A 23,406-nucleotide genomic window follows, 5' to 3' on the forward strand; every position below is an offset into this window, starting at 1 on the left:
TGATCCCCCGCCATGCAATTCCCTGAATCCTGGCTGCGCGCCTTCTGCAACCCGCCGCTGAGCACGGCCCAACTGGCCGAGACCCTGACCATGGCCGGCCTGGAAGTGGAGGAGCTGCGCCCGGTGGCGCCGCCCTTCACGCAAGTCGTCGTCGGCGAGGTCAAGTCCCTCAGCCGCCATCCGAATGCCGATCGCCTGAACGTCTGCGAGGTCGACGACGGCAGCGGTGCTCTGCTGCAGATCGTCTGCGGCGCGCCCAATGTCGCCGTCGGCCTGAAGGTGCCTTGCGCGCGGGTCGGGGCCGAGCTGCCGCCGGCCGAGCCGGGTGGTGAGCCCTTCCGCATCAAGCTCGGCAAGCTGCGCGGGGTCGAGAGCGCGGGCATGCTGTGCTCGGCCCGCGAGCTGAAGCTGTCCGAGGAGAACGCCGGCCTGATGGTGCTGCCGGCCGAGGCGCCGGTCGGCACCGACCTGCGCGAGCTGCTGCAGCTCGACGACACCCTGTTCACGCTCAAGCTCACCCCCAATCTGGCGCATTGCCTGAGCGTGTACGGGATCGCGCGCGAGTTGTCGGTCCTGACCGGCTCGCCGCTGCTGGAGCCGACGATCGCCCCGGTGCCGGCCAGCCGCGAGGAACGGGTGCCGGTCACGATCGAGGCTCCCGAACTCTGCGGCCGCTTCAGCGGCCGGGTGATCCGCGGTCTGAACCCGCAGGCCCGCACGCCCGATTGGATGGCCGAACGCCTGCGCCGCTGCGGACAACGGCCAGTCAGCGCGCTGGTCGACCTGTCGAACTACCTGATGTTCGAACTGGGCCGGCCCAGCCACGTCTTCGACCTCGACACCCTGCAGGGCGGCCTGAGCGTGCGCTGGGGCCGGCCCGGCGAGCAGCTCACCCTGCTGAACGGCCAGACCGTCGAGCTGGGCCCCGACACGGCCGGTCAGCCGGTGGGGGTGATCGCCGACGCGGCCGGGGTGGAATCGCTCGCCGGCATCATGGGCGGCCAGGCGGCAGCGGTATCCGATGCGACGCGCAATGTCTACGTCGAATGCGCTTTCTGGTGGCCCCAGGCCGTGGCCGGCCGCTCGCGGCGCTACAAGTTCTCGACCGACGCCGGCCACCGCTTCGAGCGCGGTGTCGATGCCGAGCGCACCGCGCTGCACCTGGAGCGGCTGACGGCGCTGATTCTTGAGGTCTGCGGCACGCCGGAAACCACGGTGGGCCCGGTCGACGACACCGTCGGTGCACTGCCTGCCCGGCCGCCGCTCGCCCTGCGCCTGGCCCGGGCCGAGAAGGTGATCGGCATGCCGGTCGGCACGGCCCGCGCGCTGGAGATCTTCCAGCGCCTGGGCCTGGTGCCTGTGCTCGAGGCCGCGGAGACAGGGCAGGGCGGCGACGTGATCCGCATCACCCCACCGAGCTGGCGCTTCGACCTGCAGATCGAGGAAGACCTGATCGAGGAGCTGATCCGCGTGATCGGCTACCCGCAGCTGCCGAACACGCCACCGCGGGCGCCGGTGACCGCCCGCGTGCGCTCCGAGACCCGCCGCGGCAGCCACGCCCTGCGCCATGCCCTGGCCGGCCTGGGCTATCAGGAGACGGTGAACTACAGCTTCGTCGAAGCGCGCTGGGAAGAGGAGCTGGCGGGCAACACCGAGCCGATCCGCGTGCTCAACCCCATCGCCAGCCCGCTGGCGGTGATGCGGTCGAGCCTGATCGGCAGCCTGGTTGCCGTGCTCCGCCACAACCTGGCCCGCAAAGCGCCCCGGGTGCGGGTGTTCGAATTGGGCCGCGTCTTCCTGCGCGACGCCTCGGTCACCGACAGCGACACCACCGTGGCCGGTGTGCGTCAGCCGCTGCGCCTGGCCGGCCTGGCCTTCGGCGCGGTGGACACGCTGCAGTGGGGCAGCCGCGAGCGCACGGTCGACTTCTTCGACGCCAAGGGTGATGTCGAGGCCTTGCTGAGCCCGTGCCAGCCCCGCTTCGTGGCGGCCGAGCACCCGGCCATGCACCCAGGACGGTCCGCACGTGTCGAGCTGGACGGCCAGGCCGTCGGCTGGATCGGCGAACTGCATCCGCGCTGGCGCCAGGCCTACGAGCTGCCGGGAGCGCCCGTGCTGTTCGAGCTGGACGTCGAGGCCCTGCAGCGTCTGCCCCTGCCGCAGTTGCAGGCCCTGCCCAAGCTGCTGCCCGTGCAGCGCGACCTGGCCTTGATCGCCCCGGATGCGCTGAGCCACGACGCTGTGATCGACGCCCTGCACGCCGGTCCGCACGGCGGCCTCTTGCGCCGTGCCCGGCTGTTCGATGTCTACCGTCCGGCCACGCCCAGTGCCGAGATGGGCGCGGGCGAACGCAGCCTGGCCGTTCGGCTTGATCTGCTTGACGAGGACAGCAGCCTGACCGACGAGCGCATCGACGCCACCCTGCAGGCCCTGGTGGCCCATCTGAGCGCGGCCCTGGCCGTGCGCCTGCGCGGCTGAGGATCCCGATCATGTCCATGCTTGCCCACGACGATCCGATCGACGACCGCGACCCCGAGTCCGGACCGGACACCCCCGCCGAACGCCGCACGGCCGAGGCCTCGCTGCGCGGCGACGAAGGGGAGGGGGGGGGCGCCCTGCTCGCCAGCCTCGAAACCCCGACCTTGACCAAGGCCGAGCTCGCCGAATTGCTGTTCGAGCGCCTGGGCCTGAACAAGCGCGAGTCGAAGGACATGGTCGAAGCCTTCTTCGAGCTGATCCATGGCCGCCTCGTTACCGGCCAGGATGTGAAGCTGTCGGGCTTCGGCAACTTCCAGATCCGCCGCAAGGCGCCGCGGCCCGGCCGCAACCCGCGCACCGGCGAGACCATTCCGATCAAGGCCCGGGATGTGGTCACCTTTCACGCCAGCCCGAAGCTCAAGGCCCTGGTCCAGGGCGAGCCCGGGGCAGGGGATCAGTTCGAGTAAAGTCTGAGATTCCTTCGATTCGCCGTTGATATTCATGGAAAAAGCGCTTCCGCCGATCCCTGCCAAGCGCTACTTCACCATCGGCGAGGTGAGCGAACTGTGCGCCGTCAAGCCCTATGTACTGCGCTACTGGGAGCAGGAGTTCACCCAGCTGCGACCGATGAAGCGACGGGGCAACCGGCGCTACTACCAGCATCATGAGGTGCTGCTGATCCGCCGCATCCGGGAGTTGCTCTACGACCAGGGCTTCACCATCAGCGGAGCGCGCAACCGGCTGGCCGACCTGCGTGCGCAGCCGGAACCTGCCACCGGACCAGACGGTTTCGAAGATGCGCCCGCGACGCTGCCCATCGAGGCGCTCCGCGCGCCGGCCAGCCCGGCCGACCGGCAGGTGCTCATCAGCGAGCTGTTGCTGATTCGCAGTCTCTTGATGGTCTGAGCAACAAAGCGATGAAGATGCGGTTATAGTAGAGGGCTCGTCGGGGTGTAGCGCAGCCTGGTAGCGCACTTGCATGGGGTGCAAGGGGTCGCGAGTTCGAATCCCGCCACCCCGACCACGAGACCAAGTCCCTGGAAGCTCCCCGGCTTCCAGGGCACCCGCCAAGCAGCCACAAGCTGACTTGCGCGCAAGCAACAGTTCGACTGTTTTGGGGGGGTAGCTCAGCTGGGAGAGCGTCGCGTTCGCAATGCGAAGGTCGGGAGTTCGATCCTCCTCCTCTCCACCAAAACTTGAAGGCCCGCGTCGCAAGACGCGGGCCTTTTTATTGGCCGGTCCGGAAGGCCCTCGCTGAGGCAAGGGCCTTCCGGACCGTGTGCGGGGAGGCTGCTCGACTCAGCCCGTCGCGCTGAGCGGCTGCGCGGCCGGAACCTGGGCCTGCGTTGACGCCTGGGCAAGAATCTTCTGCGCCAGGCTCCCCTTGGGCCCCTGCACCAGCTCGTAGTCAACTCGAGCGCCTTGCTTCAGGGTGCGGAAGCCGTCCATCTGAATGGCGGAGAAGTGGGCGAAGACATCGTCGCCGCCATCGTCCGGCGCGATGAAGCCGAAGCCCTTCACGTCGTTGAACCACTTGACCGTACCGCTGGGCATGACTGCCTCCCTCCGAGCACCTGCGCTGCGGGGGATTCTGCGAACACGCTCCTGCGGGTGTCAAGGAAGCGTCAAGCGCTTGTCGACTTCTTGTTCAGGTTGCAGCGCTGGTGAGCCTGCGACAGGCCATGCCCGCGTGGGCTCACGCCATCCGGCCCCGCAGTCCGGAAGGTCGGGAGGGCATCGATAGAATGAAATCCATGTCGAGTCCATCCCGCCCCCAGGACCCAGCGCCTCCCGGACCGCCCAGGGAGGACGATCAGGGCACGGTGCTTGCCGAGCGCAAGACGGCCAAAGTGGAACCACCCCGCATGTTTCAGGTGGTGTTGCTCAACGACGACTTCACGCCGATGGAATTTGTCGTCATGGTTTTGCAGGAGTTTTTCCAGCGTGACCTGGAGAGCGCCACGCAGATCATGCTGAAGATCCATCACGAAGGACGGGGCGTCTGCGGCGTCTACACAAAGGACGTCGCGGCCACGAAGGTAGAACTGGTGCTCACGGCCGCGCGTCGGTCCGGGCACCCCCTGCAATGCACCATGGAGGCCACATGATTGCCCAAGAACTCGAGGTGAGCCTGCACATGGCGTTCGTGGAAGCACGCCAGCAGCGCCACGAATTCATCACCGTCGAACATCTGCTGCTCGCGCTGCTCGACAACCCCTCGGCGTCCGAGGTGCTCAAGGCCTGCTCGGCGAACATCGACGACCTGCGCAAGAGCCTGACGCAGTTCATCAAGGAGAACACGCCGACGGTGGGGGGGACCGATGAGGTCGACACGCAGCCGACGCTTGGCTTCCAGCGCGTGATCCAGCGCGCGATCATGCACGTCCAGTCCACCGGCAACGGCAAGAAGGAAGTGACCGGCGCAAACGTGCTGGTCGCGATCTTCGGCGAGAAGGATTCGCACGCGGTGTACTACCTGCACCAGCAGGGCGTGACCCGTCTGGACGTCGTCAACTTCATCGCGCACGGCATCAAGAAGAGCGAGCCGCCCGAGCCGAGCAAGGGTCCGGAGGGCAGCAGTGGCGCCTCGGGCGGAGACGGCGAGAAGGAGGAGGGCGGCGGCGAGGGCAAGGCCTCTCCGCTCGACCAGTTCACGCAGAACCTCAACCAGGCAGCCCGCGAGGGCAAGATCGATCCGCTGATCGGCCGCGAGGGCGAAGTCGAGCGGGTCATCCAGATTCTCTGCCGCCGGCGCAAGAACAACCCGCTGCTGGTCGGCGAAGCGGGCGTCGGCAAGACGGCGATTGCCGAGGGTCTGGCCTGGCGCATCACCCAGGGCGAGGTCCCCGAGGTGCTGGCCGACGCCACCGTCTATGCGCTCGACATGGGCGCGCTGCTGGCGGGCACGAAGTACCGCGGCGACTTCGAGCAGCGTCTGAAGAGCGTGCTCAAGCAGCTCAAGGAGCAGCGCGGCGCCGTGCTGTTCATCGACGAGATCCACACGCTGATCGGCGCCGGGGCAGCCTCCGGCGGGACACTTGACGCCAGCAATCTGCTGAAGCCGGCGCTGTCCAGCGGTCAGCTCAAGTGCATCGGCGCGACCACCTTCACCGAGTACCGCGGCATCTTCGAGAAGGACGCGGCGTTGTCGCGCCGCTTCCAGAAGGTTGATGTGGGCGAACCCTCGGTCGAGCAGACGGTCGAGATCCTCAAGGGGCTGAAGAGCCGCTTCGAGGAGCATCACAGCGTGAAGTACGCGCTCGGCGCCTTGCAGGCCGCTGCCGAGCTGTCGGCCAAGTACATCAACGACCGCCATCTGCCGGACAAGGCCATCGACGTGATCGACGAGGCCGGGGCTGCGCAGCGCATCCTGCCCAAGAGCAAGCAGAAGAAGACCATCACCCGGGCCGAGGTCGAGGACATCGTCGCCAAGATCGCGCGCATCCCGCCGCAGAGCGTCAGCAACGACGACCGCAGCAAGCTCAAGACCCTGGACCGCGACCTGAAGAACGTGGTCTTCGGTCAGGACACGGCGATCGATGCGCTGGCCGCCGCCATCAAGATGGCCCGCTCCGGCCTGGGCAAGCCCGACAAGCCCATCGGCGCCTTCCTGTTCAGCGGTCCCACCGGGGTCGGCAAGACCGAGGTGGCCAAGCAGCTGGCCTACACCCTGGGCATCGACCTGATCCGCTTCGACATGTCGGAGTACATGGAGCGCCACACGGTCAGCCGCCTGATCGGCGCGCCCCCGGGCTACGTCGGCTTCGACCAGGGCGGCCTCATGACCGAGGCCATCAACAAGAAGCCGCACTGCGTGCTGCTGCTCGACGAGATCGAGAAGGCGCACCCGGACGTCTTCAACGTGCTGCTGCAGGTCATGGACCACGGCACGCTGACCGACAACAACGGCCGCAAGTCCGACTTCCGCAACGTCATCATCATCATGACGACGAATGCGGGCGCCGAGACCATGCAGAAGTCGGTGATCGGCTTCACGAACGCCCGGGAGTCGGGTGACGAGATGGCCGACATCAAGCGGCTGTTCACGCCCGAGTTCCGCAACCGGCTGGACGCCATCGTGTCCTTCCGCGCGCTGGACGAGGAGATCATCCTGCGTGTGGTCGACAAGTTCCTGCTGCAGCTCGAAAGCCAGCTGACCGAGAAGAAGGTCGAGGTCAGCTTCAGCGATGCGCTGCGCAAGCACCTTGGCCGCAAGGGCTTCGATCCGCTGATGGGTGCGCGCCCGATGCAGCGCCTGATCCAGGACACCATCCGCCGTGCGCTGGCCGATGAGCTGCTGTTCGGCCGCCTGACCGACGGCGGCCGCCTGTCGGTCGATGTGGACGAGGCCGGCGAGGTCACCCTCGACATCCAGCCCATCCGCAAGAACGACCGGCCGAGCAAGGCCGAACCGGCAACGACGGACTGAGTTCCCGTCTGGCTGCGGGCCCGTCCCGGGAGGGGAGGGCCCGCACGTCGCTCGATGCCAGGGCTCGCGGGTCCGGGAGAGGCCATCCGCGACTTCGTTGCGAACCGCCCGTCTGATCCTTTCGTGGCGCTCAAGCTGCGCGTGCCAGCACCAGCGCGTTCTCGTCCACCCAGGCCTCGACGGCGTCGCCGGCTTCGATCGCCGCATGAGGCTCGGCAAAGCCGACCCAGTGCAAGCCGTCCGGCAGGGTCAGGCTCAACTCGTGGCGCACCCGCCGGTCCTCGGCCACCCGCAAGGCCCGACCCTGCAGCCGGTTGCCCGCCAATGCGCCCGCCCCCGGCCGGCTCACCCGCACCGCGGTGGCTTTGCACAGCAGCAGCAGGGCGGCGCCCGCCTGCAGTTCGAGTAATTCCACGCTTTCCCGCGTGACCTGGGCATGCAGTCGCTCGCCGCCCGGCAGGCGCAAGGCCACGCGGCCAAAGCCCACGCAGGCCTCGATCGCATCCACCGTGCAGGGCATCTGGTTGCGCATGCTGGTCCGCAGGGCAAGCGCGGCCAGGCCCGCCCGGCCCTTCCCATCGGCCGGATCGGTCGCGCCGGCGGCCAGGGCCGCCAGCACCTCGGCCCGGGCCTGGTCGAGGCGGCTAGCAGCCGCAAGCACCCGGCGGCCACTGGCGGTCAGCACCGCACCGCCGCCCCCCCCGCCCCCCACGGCCTTCTCGACCAGCGCGGTGCCCGCGAGGTTGGACAGGGTCTCCAAGGCCTGCCAGGCCGCCTTGTAGCTGACGCCCGCGCGCCGCGCCGCTTCCGAGATGGAGCCGGCCTCGCCGATGCGACGCAGGATGTCGATGCGCTTGTCGGTGCTGCTGGCCGAGAGGGCCTGGGCCAGGCCGGAAGAGGTCAGAGGCATGCACTCAGTTTGGCCTAGACTAGCGCTATTCACCAAAGGAATAGCGAATGAGATTCCGGACCATGGCAGTCCTCGGCCTGCTTGCTGTCTTGACCACCCGCCCGCAGGCCCGCGCGGATGAGGTCAAGGTGGCCGTCGCGGCCAACTTCGCGGCGCCCATCCAGCGCATCGCCGCCGACTTCGAGCAGGCCACCGGCCACAAGCTGCTGATCAGCCTGGGCTCGACCGGCAAGTTCCACGCCCAAATCCGCAACGGAGCGCCCTTCGAGGTGCTGCTGGCCGCCGACCAGGAGACCCCGCGCAAGCTGGAAGCCGAAGGCCTGGCCGTGCCCGGCAGCCGCTTCACCTACGCGACCGGACGCCTGGTGCTGTGGAGCCGGGATGCAGGCCGGGTCGATGCGGAAGGCCAGGTGCTGCGCACAGGCCACTTCGAACGGCTGGCGATCGCCGATCCGCGGCTCGCGCCCTATGGCGCGGCCGCCGCCGCCGTGATCGACAAGCTGGGCTTGAAGGATGCGCTGGCGGCCAGGCTGGTGCAGGGCGACAGCATCGGCCAGGCCCACCAGTTCGTTGCGAGCGGCCATGCCGAGCTGGGCTTCGTTGCCCTGGCCCAGGTTCAGCTCGACGGCAGGCTGACCGGCGGTTCCGCCTGGCGGGTGCCCGAGGCCCTGCATGCCCCGCTGCATCAGGATGCCGTCCTTCTGCGTCCGGGGGCCGATCGGCCCGCCGCCCGGGCCCTGCTCGATCACCTGCGCAGCGTGCGGCTCACGCCCTTGATCGAGTCCTATGGCTATGCCCGCTGAGCCGCGCGCCGGAGCTGCGGCATGAGGGGGGTGGGGGGCGAGGACGTCGAGGCCATCGTCCTGACCCTGAAACTGGCCGCACTGAGCAGCCTGATCCTGCTGCTGCTGGCCACCCCGCTGGCCTGGTGGCTGGCCCAGGGTCGCTCGCGCAGGCGAGCTGCCGTCTCGGCCCTGGTGACGCTGCCGCTGGTGCTGCCGCCGACGGTGCTGGGCTTCTACCTGCTGGTGCTGCTGGGGCCGGACGGACCGATCGGCCAGCTCACCCGCCAGATGGGCTGGGGCCTGCTCTCCTTCAGCTTCACGGGGCTGCTGATCGGCTCGGTCATCGCTTCGCTGCCCTTTGCGGTGCAGCCGATCCAGCATGCCTTCGAGAGCCTGGGCCGGCGACCGATGGAGGTCGCGGCCACCCTTCGGGCACGGCCGCTCGATGCCTTCTTCAGCGTGGCCCTGCCCCAGGCCCGGGCCGGTCTGCTGACCGCGGCCATCCTGAGCTTTGCGCACACCGTGGGCGAATTCGGCATGGTGCTGATGGTCGGCGGCAACATCCCGGGCGAGACCCGGGTCGTCTCGACCCAGATCTATGGCCACGTCGAAGCCTTGGAGCTGGGCCGGGCCCACACCCTGGCCGCCGGCATGGTGCTCTTGTCCTTCGTTGTGCTGCTGATGCTCGCGCGCATGCGCCGCGGGCCTGAAGCGCGGGTTGCCTTGTGAAGGGCAGCGCATCCGAAGGCGGGACGCCGAGCTGCATCGTCGAGCTCGACTGGCCCCGCGGCGCCTTCCACCTGCAGGTCGACCTGCGCCTGCCAGCGACTGGCGTGACCGTGCTTTTCGGCGCGTCCGGCTCGGGCAAGACCACGCTGCTGCGCTGCCTGGCCGGCCTGGAGCGTGCGCCCCGGGGCCGGGTCGACCTGGCCGGCCAGCTCTGGCAGGACGAGACGCGTCGCCACTTCCTGCCGACCTGGAAGCGGCCGGTCGGCATGGTCTTCCAGGAGGCCTCGCTGTTCGAGCACCTGAGCGTCGCCGCCAACCTGCGCTATGGCCTGCGGCGCGTGGGCAGCGCGCGGGCCGCCCGGACGCTGGCGGCGGCGATCGACATTCTCGGCATCGCGCACCTGATGGACCGCATGCCCGAGGCGCTCTCAGGCGGCGAGCGCCAGCGCACCGCCATCGCCCGCGCCCTGGCGACCGACCCGCAGTTGCTGCTCTTCGACGAACCGCTCGCCGCCCTGGACCCCGCGCGCAAGCAGGACGTGCTGCCCTGGCTGGAGCGCCTGCGCGCCGAGCTGCAGCTGCCGATGGTCTATGTGACCCACTCGCCCGAGGAACTCGCCCGCCTCGCCGACCAGGTGGTGGTGCTCGGACAGGGCAGGGTGCTTCGCCAGGGCCCGGTGGGCGAGGTGCTGGCCGCGCTCGACCTGCCCTTGCTGGGCGGCGACGAACAGGGCGTGGTGCTTGATGCCGTGCTGGCCGAGCGGATGCCGCAATGGCATCTGGCCCGGGCCGACTTTGCCGGCGGCTGCCTCTGGCTGCGCGACACCGAGCGTCCGCTGGGCAGCCCGCTGCGCCTGCGGCTGCTGGCGCGCGACCTGAGCCTGGCCACCCAGGCACCGCAGGGCAGCAGCATCCAGAACCAGTTGCAGGGCCGCATCGAGGCGGTCGCTGCCGACCGGCACCCCGCGCAGCGCCTCGTGCGGCTGCGGGTCGGGCAGGCGCAGCTGCTCGCCCGCATCACCGCCCGCGCCTGGGACCAGCTCGGCCTGCACCTCGGCCAGACGGTGTGGGTCCAGGTCAAATCGGTCGCGCTGCTCGGCTGAAGAATGCGTCAGACGGCCACCGGGCAGGCGGCGCGTGCACGCCGCAGGGCGGCCCCAAGGCGTGGACTCATCGGCGCATCGGGATGCGCATCGAGATGGGCCCACAGCGCGCGCTGCATGCGCGGTGCCCAGAAGCGTTCGATGGCACGGCCAGCGCGGGGGGCGCCGACTGCACTGCGAAAGGCGCGGGCAGCACGACGAGCGCCTGGGCGTCTGTACCCGCTTGTTATTTAACATAATAATCATTAGCGCGGTTTATCGATCAGGTCAGACGGGCTGGCCGCGGCGACGGACTGCGTCCGAAACGAAAAGCCCGCGTTCCCGGCGGCCTGAAGCCACCGGGAACGCGGGTTGGCGTTCCGGTTCGGGTCGAACTCAGCGCGGGGCCTGGACCAGCTGACGGATGGTCTCCAGCGAGCTCGGATCGTCGATGGTCGTCAGGTCGCCCGGATCGCGGCCTTCGCAGACGGCCTGGATCGCGCGGCGCAGCAGCTTGCCCGAGCGGGTCTTGGGCAGCAGATTGACGAAGCGGACACGGGCCGGACGGGCCACTGCACCCAGGTTGCCGTCGACGAGCTTCATGATCTCGGCCTCCAGCGCATTGCGGGCGGCTTCGTCATCCAGGCGACTGCTGTCCTTGGCGACGGCGAAGGCCATGGCCACCTGACCCTTGAGCTGGTCGGCCACGCCCACCACGGCCACCTCGGCGACGTTCGGGTGGCTGGCAATCGCCTCCTCGATCTCGCGGGTGCCCAGGCGGTGGCCGGCGACGTTGATCACGTCGTCGGTGCGGCCGAGGATGAAGTGATAGCCGTCGGCGTCGCGGATGCCCCAGTCGAAGGTGGAATACACCTGCCGGCCCGGGATGCTCGACCAGTAGGTCTTCACGAAGCGTGCGTCGTCCTGCCAGATGGTCTGCATGCAGCCCGGCGGCAGCGGGTACTCGACGCAGACCACGCCCTTCTGGTTGCCCCCCAGGAGTTCCTCGCCGGTGGCCTCGTCGAAGAGCTTGACGTTGTAGCCCGGCATGGGCACGCCGGGCGAGCCGAACTTGCTGGTCTGGGCATCGACGCCATTGGCCAGGCCGAGGATGGGCCAGCCGGTCTCGGTCTGCCAGTAGTTGTCGATGATGGGCTTGCCGAGCGCGGCGGAGATCCAGGTGGCAGTCGGCTCGTCGAGCGGTTCGCCGGCCAGGAAGAGCGCGCGCAGCGAGCTGAGGTCGTGCCGCTTGAGCGCTTCCGGATCGGCCTTCTTCAGGACCCGCACGGCGGTCGGCGCGCTGAACATCACGGTGACCTTGAAGCGTTCGACCAGCTGCCACCAGATGGCAGCGTCAGGACGGGTCGGCAGGCCTTCGTAGACCAGGGTGGCCATGCCGTGCAGCAGCGGGCCGTAGACGATGTAGCTGTGGCCGACCACCCAGCCGATGTCGCTGGTGGAGAAATAGACCTCGCCCGGCTTGCCGGCGTAGATCTGCTCCATCGACGCGGCCAGCGCGACGGCATAGCCACCGGTGTCGCGCTGCACGCCCTTGGGCTTGCCGGTCGTGCCGCTGGTGTAGAGGGTGTAGCTCGGGGCCGTGCTTTCCAGCCAGACCACCGGCACCTTGGCGTCCAGATGCTGTTCGCGCAGGGCGGCGTAGTCCAGGTCGCGGCCGGGCACGGTGTCCATCGGCGCGAGGCCGCGGTTGACCATCAGCACCGAGGCCGGCTTGTGCTGGGCCAGGCGGATGGCCTCGTCGAGCAGCGGCTTGTAGGGCACGACCTTGCCGCCGCGGCTGCCCGCGTCGGCGCTGACGACCAGCTTGGGCTGGGCGTCGTCGATGCGACTGGCCAGGCTGCCGCTGGCAAAGCCGCCGAAGACCACCGAGTGGATCGCGCCGATCCGCACGCAGGCCAGCATCGCGAAGATGGCCTCGGGAATCATCGGCATGTAGACCAGCACCCGATCGCCCTGCCCCACCCCCTGGGCCTGCAGGATCGCAGCCATGCGCTCGACCTCGCGCTGCAGCTCGGCGAAGCTGAGGATGCGTTCCTGGTTCGTCTCGGTCGAGACCCAGATCAGCGCCTGCGTCTGCGGGTTGTCACGCGCGTGGCGGTCGACCGCGTTGTGGCACAGGTTGGTGCGGCCCCCGACGAACCAGCGCGCAAAGGGCGGATTCGAGGTGTCGCAGACCTGGCTGAACGGCGTTTCCCACTCGATGCGGGCGGCCTGCTCGGCCCAGTAGGCATCGCGGTCCGTCACGGAACGTTGATGCAGCGCGGAATAGGCCGGCGAGAGGGGCGCGGCAAGGGTCATCGGAGGTCTCCTCGGTCGGTGGGTGCGGCGGCATCCGGGTCGCGTCAGCCTGCACCCTCAAAGTCTTGTGTCTTATAGAAGACTTTACACGGCCCGCATTGCAGGCGCTAGGGCTGACTGGCCGCTGACTTTCCGTCCCAGTCTGTCAGCCGGACGCTGCGCTTTCCCCCCGTGGGCACCCTGAGCTGTGCCCCGCGTCAGGCGGCAATGCGTACGACCAGCCGCCCCCGCACCTGGCCGGCCAGCAGGCGGGCGGCCGCCGCGGGGGCCTCGGCCAGCGGAATCTCCTGGGTGATCGCGGCCAGCTTCGCGCGGTCCAGTTCCTCGGCCAGGCGGGCCCAGGCGGTCTCGCGCACGGCGCGCGGCTGGGTCACGCTGTTGATGCCGAGCAGGCTGACGCCGCGCAGGATGAAAGGCATCACCGTGGCCGGCAGGTCGGCCCCCTGGGCCAGGCCGCAGGCCGCCACCGCGCCTTCGCTGCGGGTCTGGGCCAGGGCGTTGACCAGGGTGTGGCTGCCGACGGAATCGACCACACCGGCCCAGCGCTCGCGTTGCAAGGGCTTGCCCGCCGCGCTCAGCAGGGCCCGGTCGATGACCTCGGCCGCACCCAGGCCGCGCAGGAAATCGCCCTCCTCCGCCTTGCCGGTGGCGGCCACCACCCGGTGGCCGCGGCTGGCCAGCAGCGCGACGGCCACGGAGCCGACCCCGCCGGTCGCCCCGGTGACCAGCACCTCGCCATCGCCCGGCTTCAGGCCGTGCCGCTCCAGGGCCATCAGGCAGAGCATGGCGGTGTAGCCGGCCGTGCCGATGGCCATGGCCTCGGCGCTGCCGAGGGTGGCCGGGCGGCGAACCAGCCAGTCGCCTGAGAGGCGGGCGCGCTCGGCCAGGCAGCCATGGTGGCCCTCGCCGACGCCCCAGCCGTTGAGCAGGACCTCGTCGCCCGGCTGCCAGTCGGGATGGCGGCTGCTGAGCACGGTGCCGGCACCGTCGATGCCCGCAATCAGCGGCCACTGCCGCACGATGGGCGCGCCGCGGCAGATGGCCAGGCCATCCTTGTAGTTCAAGGTGGAATGCCGGATGGCCAGGGTGACCTGACCCTCGGCCTCGGGCGGCAGCAGGCTGTCATCGACGGCACGCACGCTGGCACGCACGCCAGGGCGGCCCTCGGTCTCGGTGGCTTCGAGCAGCAGGGCTTGGAACATCGGGGACTCTCCTCTGGGGCGACAAGGGGGCGTGCATCGCGACCACCCGCGGGGGCCGCCTTGGTCTGGGCCTGGGCCCGGGCGGCCTGCGCGCGCGGGCGCGCGGCCCGGCCGGCCGTATGGTCGTCGATTTCGGCGCGCGGCGCTCCGTCCTCCCGGCTTGACCGCCTCCGGGGCCCTCGCTACCCTCGCGGCCCATGCCGTTTGCCCGCCCCCCGTCCCGCGTCCTCCGCCTGCGACGCGTGTCGCGGGCGTGCTGGCGGAGCGGTCTGGCCATGCTGATCCTGGGGGGCGCCGCCCTCGGTCCGGCCGGGGCCGCCCCGGCCGCCCCACCGCCGGCCGCGGCCGCCAGCGCCAGCGACCCCCTGCTGCAGTTGCTCAGCGAGCGCGCGGCCCTGCCCCGTGGCGGGACCTCCGGCAGCCGCGCAGGCACCTGGGTGCCGGAGGAAGTGTCGGACTGGGCTTCCGACCTCGTGCTGTCGGCCATGAACTTCCTCGGGGTGCGCTACCGCTATGGCGGCCAGTCCGAGGACACCGGCTTCGACTGCAGCGGCTTCACCCGGCATGTCTTCGAGTCCACCCTGGGCCTGGTGCTGCCGCGCCGCTCGGCCGACCAGGCCCGCGCACCCGGTTGGCTGGCGGTCGAGCGCAACGAGCTCAAGCCGGGCGACCTGGTCTTCTTCAACACCCTGCGCAGCACCTTCTCGCACGTCGGCATCTACATCGGCGACGGCAAGTTCATCCACTCGCCGCGCAGCGGGCAGAAGATCCAGATTGAGGACATGCGCATGGCCTACTGGGTCAAGCGCTACAACGGCGCGCGGCGTGCACCGATCGACGCGGCCGCCGCCCTGGCGGCGCTGCGCGGCTCAGCCCCCGCCGAGCGCTGAGCCGGGGCCGCAGGCCGGCCGGCTCAGAGCGGACCCGCGCCCGCTTCCTCCGGCCGGTGCAGGCCCCGGGCCCGCAGCGCACTGCGCGCCTGTTCGCGTTCGCTGACATCGATGGCGAAGCCCGTGTAGCCCAGCGGGGCCTTGCCCTTGGGGCTGTGGAGCGGTGCCAGCACCAGTTCCAGCGGGCGTTCCCCGCCATCGCGCCGCAGCAGACGGGCCAGCACCTTGGCCCCGGGTTCGACCACGGCCCCCGGCGCGAACAGGCCATCGATCAGCTGACGGTCGGCCGCCACGAAGAGCTCGGCCAGGCGGCGCCCGATCGCGTACTCCTGGGGATGGCCGCTGAAGAGCTGCCAGCGGCCGTTGACGAAGCCGACGCGCCCTTCGGCATCGGTGCGGAACATCAGCTCCTGCACGTTGTCGACCAGCGCGCTCAACATCTGCTCGCGATCACGCAGCGCGGCCATGGACTGGGCGAGGGCCTTGCGGGCCTCCGCCTGCACCCGCAGGCTGCGGGTGGCCAGGCCGGACAGCAGGAGCAGCGCGGCCACCGCGAACAAGCTCAAGGCGGCAATCAGGCGGGCCTGATCGGCCCAGCCGGTCATGGCCTCGCCGAGCTTGCGCTCCACCACCACCACCAGCGGGTAGCTGCGCAGCACCCGCCAGGCCAGCACGTACTCGCCCGGATCGATGCCGGCTCCGATCAGGCTGCCGTGCTCGGCCCGCGGCAGATGCTGGGCCCAGACCGGCATCAGGCTCAGATCGGTGCCGGGCTGGGCATCGACGTCGGCGCCCGGCACCAGCAGCCGGCCGTCGTAGCTGGCCAACGAGGCCCTGTGCCCGCTGGGCATGGACGTCATGCCGAAATGGTTGGCGAAGGCATCGGGATTCAGCACGGCCACCAGATAAAAGCCATTGAAGGCGCCGACCTCGATGGCCCGCACCATCGGCATCAGGTTGCGCGGCTGGGGGGTCGGCGGGGCGCCCTGCGCCAGATCGTCCAGATCCCGGGCGCGCTGCATCGGCCCCAGCCGGGGAATCGGCCGGTCGGGCCGCAGGCCGACGCGGCGCAGGTCGATGCGCACGCCCACGTTGTCGCTGCGCGTGCTGCCGAGCACGCGGCCCTCGGCCGATACCAGCGACAGGCTGCGCAGCGCGGCCACGCCCTGCAGCGTCGGGTCCAGCAGGGCGGCATCCACCAGCTTGTGCGGGGACGTGTGGCCTTCGCTGCTGCCCGCCCCCTCGATCGCACCGGCCAGGGTGGCCAGGGTCAGGTCGATGGTTTCCAGGCTGCGGGTGGTGTGGTCCTCCAGCACCCGGGCGATGAGCTCGGCCTGGCGGCGCTCGTCGACCAGCACCTCCGATCGCAGATGCGCTGCAACTGCAAGGGCCAGCCCCAGCACCACGGCGATCATCAGGCCGAAGGCCCAGCGTGCGCCGGCCGGGGTCAACCAGCGCTGCGCCTGGAGCAGGCCCTCGTGGTCTGCCCCCGGAGGGGTCTCGGCCGGGGCCAGGATCCTCATGGTCCGACGACGATCGGCGCCAGGCCATGGCGGCGGGCCAGGCTCAGCAAGCGTCCGTCCTGGCGGATGCGCAGGACGAAGGCGTCCACCTCGGCCAGCCAGCCGGGCTGGCCCGGCTGCATGGCGTAGGCATAGGGCAGCACGTGGAAGGGCTCGGGCGGCTCGATCAGCCGGGCCCAGTCCGCGTTGTCGAGCAGGCGACGGCTGTAGGGGTAGTCGGTCATGAAGACGTCGACCCGGCCGGCCTCCAGTTCGCGTTCGCGGCTCATCGGCGGACGAATCACCCGCAGCTGGGCCTGCTTGAGCGTCTCGCCCATCACCGGTTCCATGAAGGTCCCGGCCTGCACCGCGACGACGACCCCCGGGCGGTCAATATCCGCCCAGCGCTTCACGATCCGGCTGCTCCGGGTGGTCACGGCATAGATCCCGCTCCGCAGGTAGGGCTGGGAGAAGGCCAGGTGCCGGGCCCGCTGCGGCAGCACGCCGATAGCGAACATGGCCAGGTCGCAGCGCTCGCCCAGCAGGTCGTCGATCAGCGTGCCGAAGGACGACTCCACATAGACCATGGGCACGCCGAGCTGCTCGGCGAACAGGCGGGACAGGTCGATGTCCAGGCCGACGAGCTGCTGGTTGCGCGGGTTGCGCCAGGTGATGCCGTAGTAGCCGGTCCAGATGCAGACCCGCAGGGGCTGGCCGGCCCGCAGCTGGTGGAGCACCCTTTCCTCGGGGGCCGTGGCCTGCCGGGCCAGCGGGCTGGACAAGCGCAAGGTCGCCGCCTCGGCCGGCACCCAGGCGGCCACGGCAAGCGTGCAGGCGATCCGCAAAGCGCCCGCGACGCGGATCAGGAGGCCCACCGCAGAACCTTGAACACGCAGCATGCCCGTGATCATCCCACCAAAGCCGACCCGCTCCCGCCTCGGAGCCCTTCCTAGAATGCGGGCGCACTCCGGACCTGCTCGATGCCCTTCCTCCTGCGCCTGATCGCCCCGATCGACCGCCTCAGCCTGGCCCTGGCCGGCTTGCTGCGCTGGGGCGTGCTGCTGGCCGTGCTGCTCTCGGCCGCCAACGCCCTCCTGCGCAAGACCCTGGACCTGGGCAGCAACGCCCTGCTGGAAGGGCAGTGGTATCTCTTCGCCGCCGTCTTCCTGCTGGGCGCCGGACCGGTGCTGCTGCGCAACGGCCATGTGCGCATCGACGTGCTCGCGCAGCGCTTCGGCCTGCGGGTGCAGGCGCTGATCGACCTGCTCGGCCTGCTGCTCGTCGTGCTGCCGCTCTGCCTGCTGCTGATCGAGCTGTCCTGGCCGCTGTTCGCCGAGGCCTGGCGCTCAGGCGAGGCCAGCGCCAACGCCGGCGGCCTGCCGCGCTGGCCGGCCTGGGCCCTGCTGCCGCTGGGCTTCGGCCTGCTGGCCCTGCAGACAGGCGCCGAGGCCCTGCGCCGCCTGGCCTTCCTGGCGGGCGCCCTGCCCTCGCCCTACGCCGCCGCAGCCGCCCCCGCCGCCGGAGGCCCGCAGCCATGAGCGCCCTGCTGGTCGAGCACTTCGTCCCGCTGATGTTCGGGGGGCTGCTGCTGGTGCTGCTGTCGGGCCTGCCGGTGGCCTTCGGGCTGGCGGCCACCGGCCTGGGTTTCGGCCTGCTGGGCATCGGTCTGGAGCTGTTCCCGCCCGCGCTCTTCCAGGCCCTGCCGCTGCGGATCTTCGGGATCATGCAGAACGAGACCCTGCTGGCCATTCCCTTCTTCACGCTGATGGGCCTGGTGCTGGAACGCTCGGGCCTGGCCGAGGACCTGCTCGACACGGTCGGCCAGGTCTTCGGCCCCTTGCGTGGCGGTCTGGCCGTGGCGGTGGTGCTGGTGGGCGCGCTGCTGGCCGCCACCACCGGGGTGATGGCGGCGGCGGTGATCTCGATGGGCCTGATCTCCCTGCCCATCATGCTGCGCCACGGCTACCACCGGCCGCTGGCGGCGGGCGTCATCGCCGCCTCGGGCACCCTGGCCCAGGCCATCCCGCCCTCGCTGGTGCTGATCGTGCTGGCCGACCAGCTGGGCCGTTCGGTCGGCCAGCTCTATGCCGGCGCGCTGGGGCCGGGCCTGCTGCTGGTCGCGTCCTACCTGGTCTTCATCGCCCTCATGGCCTGGCTGAAGCCGCAGTGGCTGCCGGCCCTGCCACCCGAGGCGCGCGTGCACCGCGAAGCCAGCGGCCGCAGCGGCCACCGATCCCTCGGCCTGCTGCTGGCCCTGTGCGCAGCCGCCGGCTGGGCCTGGGCCCGGGTGCACGAAGCCTGGGTGAACGCCTGGCTGCAGCGCAGCACGCCCGCCCCGGGCGACGAGGTGCTGATCAGCGCCCTGGCCGTGGCGGCCGCCCTGGCCTTCGTGCTGGCCACGCTGAACCGTGCGCTGGGCCTGGGCGCGCTGTCGAAGCTGGCGGAGCAGGTCACCTTCGTGCTGATCCCGCCGCTGCTGCTGATCTTCCTGGTGCTGGGCACCATCTTCCTCGGCCTGGCCACGCCGACCGAGGGCGGTGCGCTCGGCGCCCTCGGCGCGCTGCTCATGGCCGCCACGCGGCGCCGGCTTGGCCGGAGCAGCCTGCGCGAGGCGCTGGATCGCACGGCGGAGCTGTCCTGCTTCGTGCTGTTCATCCTGATCGGCTCGACCGTCTTCAGCTTCACCTTCAACGCGGCCGACGGGCATCTCTGGGTCGAGCAGCTGTTTGCCGGCCTGCCCGGCGGCGCCTGGGGCTTCCTGCTGGTGGTGAACCTGCTGGTCTTCGGCCTGGGCATGTTCATCGACTTCTTCGAGATCGCCTTCATCGTCGTGCCGCTGCTGCTGCCGACGGCCGAAAAGCTGCTGCCCGCGCTGCTGCCAGGCCTGCCACCGGAGGCGGTGATGGTCTGGTTCGGCGTGATGCTGGCGATGAACCTGCAGACCTCCTTCCTCACCCCGCCCTTCGGCTTCGCGCTCTTCTACCTGCGCAGCGTCGCGCCGGCCGCGCCCTGGCGCGATGCGGCCAGCGGCCGCACGCTGGAGGGCCTGAGCACCGCGCAGATCTACCGTGGCACCCTGCCCTTCATCGGCCTGCAGCTGGCGGTGGTGGCGGCCCTGGTGGTCTGGCCGGGCCTGGTCACGGACGGGCTGGACGATGCGGCCGCAAGCGCATCCCCCGCGGTCCAGACCGAGGGCCCGCGGGCCGAGCCGCTGCGGCTGCGCCCCGGGGCCAGCGTCTTCGACCTCAGCCCCGATCCGGACCGGCCCTTCGAGCCGCCGCCCGTCCCGCCCGAGGCCCTGGACGCCGAGCTGGCCGCCCGCGAGGCCGAGGCCCTGCGCGCCCTGCAGCAGCCCGCGCCCGCCGCCGCGCCACGCTGAGCGGCCGGCACGGGGGCCGCCGCCCGCGGCCCGCTGCCGCCCCCGCCGCAGCGCATCTGCGCCCGGCTGCCGCCCCAGCCTCAGAGCCGCAAGCCCTGCATATAGCTGTCGTAACGCGCCTCGGTGAAGCGGAACCACAGGTTCTGCTCGCGCCGGAAGGCTGCGTAATCGGCGTAGACGGTGCGCCAGTTCGGGTTGCGCTGGCCGATCTCGTCGTAGAGCGCCATCGCATGCTGGTAGGCCGCATCCAGCACCGCGCGCGGGAAGGCCACCGGCCGGGCCTTCTGCCGCACCAGCTCGCGGAAGGCCGCCGGGTTGCGCGCGTCGTAGGCCGCCTGCATGTTGACGTGGGCCTGCATGGCCGCCGTCTCCACCATGGCCTGGTAGTCGGCCGGCAGCTTGGCCCAGGCCTCGGTGTTGATGAAGAAGTCGAGCTGCGGCCCGCCCTCCCACCAACCCGGGTAGTGGTAGATCGGCGCCACCTTGTGCAGGCCGAGCTTCAGGTCGTCGTAGGGGCCGACCCACTCGGCCGCATCGAGCGTGCCCTTCTCCAGCGCCTGGTAGACCTCGCCGCCCGGCAGGTTCTGCGGCACCACGCCCATGCGCTCGACCACCCGGCCCGCGAAGCCGCCGATGCGGAACTTCAGGCCCTTCATGTCGGCCAGGCCCTTGATCTCGCGCCGGTACCAGCCGCCCATCTGCACCCCGGTGTTGCCGCCGGGGAAGTTGATGACCTTGTACTGCGCGTAGAAGGCGCGCATCAGCTTCAGGCCCTGGCCGTCGATCATCCAGGCGCTCATCTGGCGCGAGTTCAGGCCGAAGGGGATGGTGCAGCCGATGGCGAAAGTCTCGTCCTTGCCGAAGTAGTAGTAGGGCGCGGTGTGGCCGATCTCGACCGTGCCGCCCTGCACGCCGTCCAGCACGGCCAGCGGCGGCATCAGCTCGCCGCCCGGATGCACGCTGATCTGGAAGCGCCCGCCGGACATGGCCGCCACCCGGCGCGAGAAGACCTCGGCCGCGCCGTAGATGGTGTCGAGCGACTTCGGGAAGCTCGAGGCCAGGCGCCAGCGCAGCGCCGGCTGCGCGCCGACCACGGCCGGCGCCGTGCCGGCAGCCAGCACGCCCGCCAGGCCGGCGTGGCGAACGAAGGAACGGCGTTGCATCGCGCGGGCTCCAGGGCAGAAACGGAAGGCCGGCTCAGGCGCCGGCGATCTTCATGCGGTCGACCAGCACCGAGCCGATGGTCTTGCCGCCGAAGGTGTAGGCGTCGGCCCCCACGGCCACGATGCCCTTGAGCATCTTCGGCAGCGAGCCGGCGATCGTCACCTCGCTGACCGGGTGGACGATCTTGCCGCCCTCCACCCAGTAGCCGGCCGCGCCGCGCGAGTAGTCGCCGGTCACGTAGTTCACGCCCTGGCCCATCAGCTCGGTCACGAAGAGGCCGCGATCGAGCTTGCGCAGCATCGCGTCCAGGTCGTCGCCCGCCTGGGTGCGGCGGCTGCGCAGCGTCAGGTTGTGCGAACCGCCGGCATGGCCGGTCGTCTTCATGCCCAGCTTGCGCGCCGAGTAGGTGGACAGGAAATAGCCCTGCACCACGCCGCCCTGCACCACGCGGCGGGCGCGGGTGGCCACGCCCTCGTCGTCGAAGGGCGAACTGGCCTTGCCGCGCAGCAGGTGCGGGTCCTCGTCGAGGTCGATGTGCCGGGCGAACACCGGCTTGCCCAGGCTTTCCGTCAGGAAGCTGGCCTTGCGGTAGAGCGCGCCGCCGCTGGTGGCCTGCACATAGGCGCCTAGCAGGCCCACCGCCACCGGCGACTCGAACAGCACCGGCACCTCGCAGGTCGGGATCTTGCGGCCATGCAGGCGGGCCAGCGCGCGTTCGGCGGCGTAGCGGCCGACGGCCTCGGGTGCGGCCAGCGCGTCCGGGTGGCGTTCGGAGCTGTACCAGTAGTCCCGCTCCATCTCGCGCCCCAGCTGGGCGATCGGCGCCACCGAGAGCGAGTGCCGCGAGCTGGGGTAACCCCCGCGGAAGCCGCGCGAATTGCCCGCCCAGAAATGCGCCTGCTGCACCGAGACCGAGGCACCCTCGGAATTGCGGATGCGCCGGTCCACCGCAAAGGCGGCCGCCTCGCAGCGCTGGGCGATCTCCACCGCGCCCGCGGCATCCAGCGCCCAGGGGTGGTAGAGGTCCAGGTCGCGCCCCACCTCCTCGGCGGTGGCCATGTCCTCGGCCTCGGGCAGGCCGGCCGCCGGGTCCTCGGCGGTGAAACGGGCGATGTCGTAGGCCGCGCGCACCGTCTGCGCAATGGCCGCCGCGGAGAAGTCCGAGGTGCTGGCATGCCCGCGGCGCTGGCCCAGGTAGACGCTGACGCCCAGCGACTTGTCGCGGTTGCGCTCCACCGTCTCCACCTCGCCCTTGCGCACCTGCACCGTCAGACCGGCCCCCTCGCTGACCTCAGCTGCGGCATCGCTGGCGCCGAGCTTGCGGGCCTCGGCCAGGGTCTGCTCGACCAGGGCCTGGAACTGCGCGGGCGGATAGGCAAAACCGGTGGCGGCCAGGGCCGCGCTGCGGCGGGAGGCGGCCTCGACGGCGGCAAGGGTCGGGAAGATCGGGGCGTGGGGCATGGGCACGAAAGGTCGGATCGGGTCCGCGGGCCGCGCCGGCCGGAAGGCCGCGCCGGGCCTGCGGGCCGTCAAACCTATGATACGGGCCCCTTGTGCCGCGTCCGGCACCGGTCCAAACACCCCCTGCCGTGCCCGCCCGTTCCCCCAAAGTCAAGACCTACCGCGTCCTGCCCGCCCCCAGTGGCCAGGGTCCGGCCGCCAAGCCGCCCGCCACCCTGCCCGTGCAGGAAGGCCGCCGTCGGCGCCCGGCCGGCAGCGGTGCCCCCCTGCCCTTCCGCGGCCCGCCCGGCAGCTGGGTCGAGCCCCAGGACGAGCACGACCCCGAAGACCTCGCCGAAAGCATCTATGTCGGCGGCCCCGCCCCCGACGAAGACCCAGACCCCGCCGAGCCCGAAGGCAGCGGCCGCCCCAGCCGCACCCGCCGCAAGACCGACGCCCTGGCCGCCCAGCGCCTGGGCGAAGCCCTGCTCGAACTGCCGCTGGCCCGCCTGAAAGCCCTGGACCTGCCCGAACGTGCCTTCGACGCCATCGTCATGGCGCAGAAGACCAAAAGCTTCGAAGGCCGACGCCGCCAGCTGCAATACGTCGGCAAGATCATGCGCGGGCTGGACCTCGACCCCCTCGAAGAAGCCGTGGCCGCCCACCAACTGGGCCGCGCCCGCGAAACCCTGGCCCTGCACCGCGCCGAACGCTGGCGCACCGAACTGCTGGCCAGCGACGAAGCCTTCGACCGCTGGGCCGCCGAACACCCCGCCAGCGACCTGCACCGCCTGCGCGCCCTCGTCCGCAAAGCCCGCCAGGAAGCCGAAGACCGCCCCGACACCACCCGGGCCGGCACCGCGCCGCGCCAAGGCCGCAGCTACCGCGAGCTGTTCAACTGGCTGAGGGATCGGCTGGCCTCGGCAGTGAATGCCGCGGCGGCCGGACGGCCGGCAGGGGCGGCGGTGAGGCCGCAAGCGGCGGAAGACGAAGGGCAGGACGAACCGGCGGATTGAGGGCAGCCCGCCAAGGTCGATTCACGCAGTTCGGCCCGTGGCTGGGGCTGGTGCACAGCCAGAACTTCATCGGCGGCCAAG

The 23,406-nt window shown here is 70.8% G+C and carries 20 protein-coding genes and 2 tRNA genes; 14 read left to right on the top strand and 8 right to left on the bottom strand.

From position 1 onward, the window contains the following. Positions 1-12 precede the first annotated feature (12 nt). From pheT to H4F90_RS04175, 5 genes are all read left to right on the top strand, one after another. Positions 13-2,478, top strand: coding sequence for a phenylalanine--tRNA ligase subunit beta (pheT, locus tag H4F90_RS04155; protein ID WP_182661744.1), 2,466 nt, complete (start codon positions 13-15; stop codon positions 2,476-2,478). Positions 2,479-2,615: 137 nt separating this feature from the next. Next, entirely contained in the window at positions 2,616-2,945 is a 330-nt protein-coding gene (locus H4F90_RS04160) for an integration host factor subunit alpha (protein ID WP_407926170.1), read from the top strand. Between the two features lie 34 nt (positions 2,946-2,979). Further along, positions 2,980-3,384 carry a MerR family transcriptional regulator gene (locus H4F90_RS15485; protein ID WP_235971942.1) on the top strand — a complete coding sequence of 135 codons (405 nt, stop codon included), beginning with the start codon at positions 2,980-2,982 and terminating at the stop codon, positions 3,382-3,384. Positions 3,385-3,425: 41 nt separating this feature from the next. Beyond that, positions 3,426-3,502: transfer RNA gene (locus tag H4F90_RS04170), tRNA-Pro, on the top strand. Between the two features lie 92 nt (positions 3,503-3,594). Then, a tRNA-Ala gene (locus tag H4F90_RS04175) sits at positions 3,595-3,670 on the top strand. Positions 3,671-3,777: 107 nt separating this feature from the next. On the opposite strand, the gene H4F90_RS04180 is transcribed toward H4F90_RS04175, so the two are convergent. Continuing rightward, positions 3,778-4,032, bottom strand: coding sequence for a cold-shock protein (locus tag H4F90_RS04180; protein ID WP_182661746.1), 255 nt, complete (start codon positions 4,030-4,032; stop codon positions 3,778-3,780). 191 nt (positions 4,033-4,223) lie between these two features. Here H4F90_RS04180 and clpS point away from each other — a divergent pair, with 191 nt between their 5' ends. Together clpS and clpA are read left to right on the top strand one after the other, a co-directional pair. Then, positions 4,224-4,586, top strand: coding sequence for an ATP-dependent Clp protease adapter ClpS (gene clpS, locus H4F90_RS04185; protein ID WP_182661748.1), 363 nt, complete (start codon positions 4,224-4,226; stop codon positions 4,584-4,586). Further along, the gene (gene clpA, locus H4F90_RS04190) at positions 4,583-6,907 is read left to right on the top strand and encodes an ATP-dependent Clp protease ATP-binding subunit ClpA (protein ID WP_182661750.1); all 2,325 of its coding nucleotides are present in this window, start codon (positions 4,583-4,585) and stop codon (positions 6,905-6,907) included. Before clpS ends, clpA begins: the two co-directional genes overlap by 4 nt. Before the next feature lie 130 nt (positions 6,908-7,037). On the opposite strand, the gene H4F90_RS04195 is transcribed toward clpA, so the two are convergent. Continuing rightward, positions 7,038-7,817 (bottom strand): TOBE domain-containing protein, encoded by a 780-nt coding sequence (locus H4F90_RS04195; protein WP_182661752.1) that lies wholly within the window; start codon positions 7,815-7,817, stop codon positions 7,038-7,040. Positions 7,818-7,864: 47 nt separating this feature from the next. Between H4F90_RS04195 and modA the strand changes: the two genes are divergently transcribed. The 3 genes from modA to modC are packed head-to-tail and all read left to right on the top strand — an operon-like array spanning position 7,865 to position 10,434. Beyond that, a complete protein-coding gene (gene modA, locus H4F90_RS04200) occupies positions 7,865-8,620 on the top strand; it encodes a molybdate ABC transporter substrate-binding protein (RefSeq protein ID WP_182661754.1) in 756 nt (251 codons plus the stop codon). 21 nt (positions 8,621-8,641) lie between these two features. Then, entirely contained in the window at positions 8,642-9,331 is a 690-nt protein-coding gene (modB, locus tag H4F90_RS04205) for a molybdate ABC transporter permease subunit (RefSeq protein WP_182661756.1), read from the top strand. Next, entirely contained in the window at positions 9,328-10,434 is a 1,107-nt protein-coding gene (modC, locus tag H4F90_RS04210; protein WP_328700817.1) for a molybdenum ABC transporter ATP-binding protein, read from the top strand. Before modB ends, modC begins: the two co-directional genes overlap by 4 nt. A 375-nt stretch (positions 10,435-10,809) precedes the next feature. Here modC and H4F90_RS04220 read toward each other — a convergent pair whose 3' ends face one another. Together H4F90_RS04220 and acuI are read right to left on the bottom strand one after the other, a co-directional pair. Continuing rightward, complete coding sequence (locus tag H4F90_RS04220; RefSeq protein ID WP_182661761.1) at positions 10,810-12,732, bottom strand: propionate--CoA ligase; 1,923 nt, start codon at positions 12,730-12,732, stop codon at positions 10,810-10,812. 197 nt (positions 12,733-12,929) lie between these two features. After that, entirely contained in the window at positions 12,930-13,934 is a 1,005-nt protein-coding gene (gene acuI / locus H4F90_RS04225) for an acrylyl-CoA reductase (NADPH) (RefSeq protein ID WP_182661763.1), read from the bottom strand. Positions 13,935-14,209: 275 nt separating this feature from the next. On the opposite strand from acuI, the gene H4F90_RS04230 reads away from it, so the two are divergent. After that, positions 14,210-14,824 (top strand): C40 family peptidase, encoded by a 615-nt coding sequence (locus H4F90_RS04230; RefSeq protein ID WP_235971946.1) that lies wholly within the window; start codon positions 14,210-14,212, stop codon positions 14,822-14,824. Between the two features lie 23 nt (positions 14,825-14,847). Here the strand turns inward: H4F90_RS04230 and H4F90_RS04235 are convergent, their stop codons facing one another. Then, positions 14,848-16,347, bottom strand: coding sequence for a PAS domain-containing protein (locus H4F90_RS04235; RefSeq protein ID WP_182661767.1), 1,500 nt, complete (start codon positions 16,345-16,347; stop codon positions 14,848-14,850). Continuing rightward, positions 16,344-17,225, bottom strand: a complete 882-nt coding sequence (locus H4F90_RS04240; protein WP_182661769.1) for an ABC transporter substrate-binding protein — start codon at positions 17,223-17,225, stop codon at positions 16,344-16,346. The genes H4F90_RS04235 and H4F90_RS04240 overlap by 4 nt, the downstream gene beginning before the upstream one ends. 81 nt (positions 17,226-17,306) lie before the next feature. Between H4F90_RS04240 and H4F90_RS04245 the strand changes: the two genes are divergently transcribed. After that, complete coding sequence (locus H4F90_RS04245) at positions 17,307-17,864, top strand: TRAP transporter small permease subunit (RefSeq protein WP_182661771.1); 558 nt, start codon at positions 17,307-17,309, stop codon at positions 17,862-17,864. Continuing rightward, positions 17,861-19,705: a TRAP transporter large permease gene (locus H4F90_RS04250; protein WP_182661773.1), complete on the top strand. Its 1,845-nt coding sequence runs from the start codon at positions 17,861-17,863 to the stop codon at positions 19,703-19,705. The genes H4F90_RS04245 and H4F90_RS04250 overlap by 4 nt, the downstream gene beginning before the upstream one ends. An 80-nt stretch (positions 19,706-19,785) precedes the next feature. Here the strand turns inward: H4F90_RS04250 and H4F90_RS04255 are convergent, their stop codons facing one another. Both H4F90_RS04255 and pmbA read right to left on the bottom strand, forming a co-directional pair. Beyond that, the gene (locus H4F90_RS04255) at positions 19,786-20,868 is read right to left on the bottom strand and encodes a TRAP transporter substrate-binding protein (protein ID WP_182661775.1); all 1,083 of its coding nucleotides are present in this window, start codon (positions 20,866-20,868) and stop codon (positions 19,786-19,788) included. Between the two features lie 34 nt (positions 20,869-20,902). Beyond that, positions 20,903-22,330, bottom strand: coding sequence for a metalloprotease PmbA (pmbA, locus tag H4F90_RS04260; protein ID WP_182661777.1), 1,428 nt, complete (start codon positions 22,328-22,330; stop codon positions 20,903-20,905). Positions 22,331-22,458: 128 nt separating this feature from the next. On the opposite strand from pmbA, the gene yjgA reads away from it, so the two are divergent. After that, a complete protein-coding gene (gene yjgA, locus H4F90_RS04265; RefSeq protein WP_328700818.1) occupies positions 22,459-23,325 on the top strand; it encodes a ribosome biogenesis factor YjgA in 867 nt (288 codons plus the stop codon). The last annotated feature ends 81 nt before the right edge of the window (positions 23,326-23,406 follow it).

Origin of the sequence: Aquariibacter albus, assembly GCF_014145335.1 — a bacterium.
Lineage (GTDB): Bacteria > Pseudomonadota > Gammaproteobacteria > Burkholderiales > Burkholderiaceae_C > Aquariibacter > Aquariibacter albus.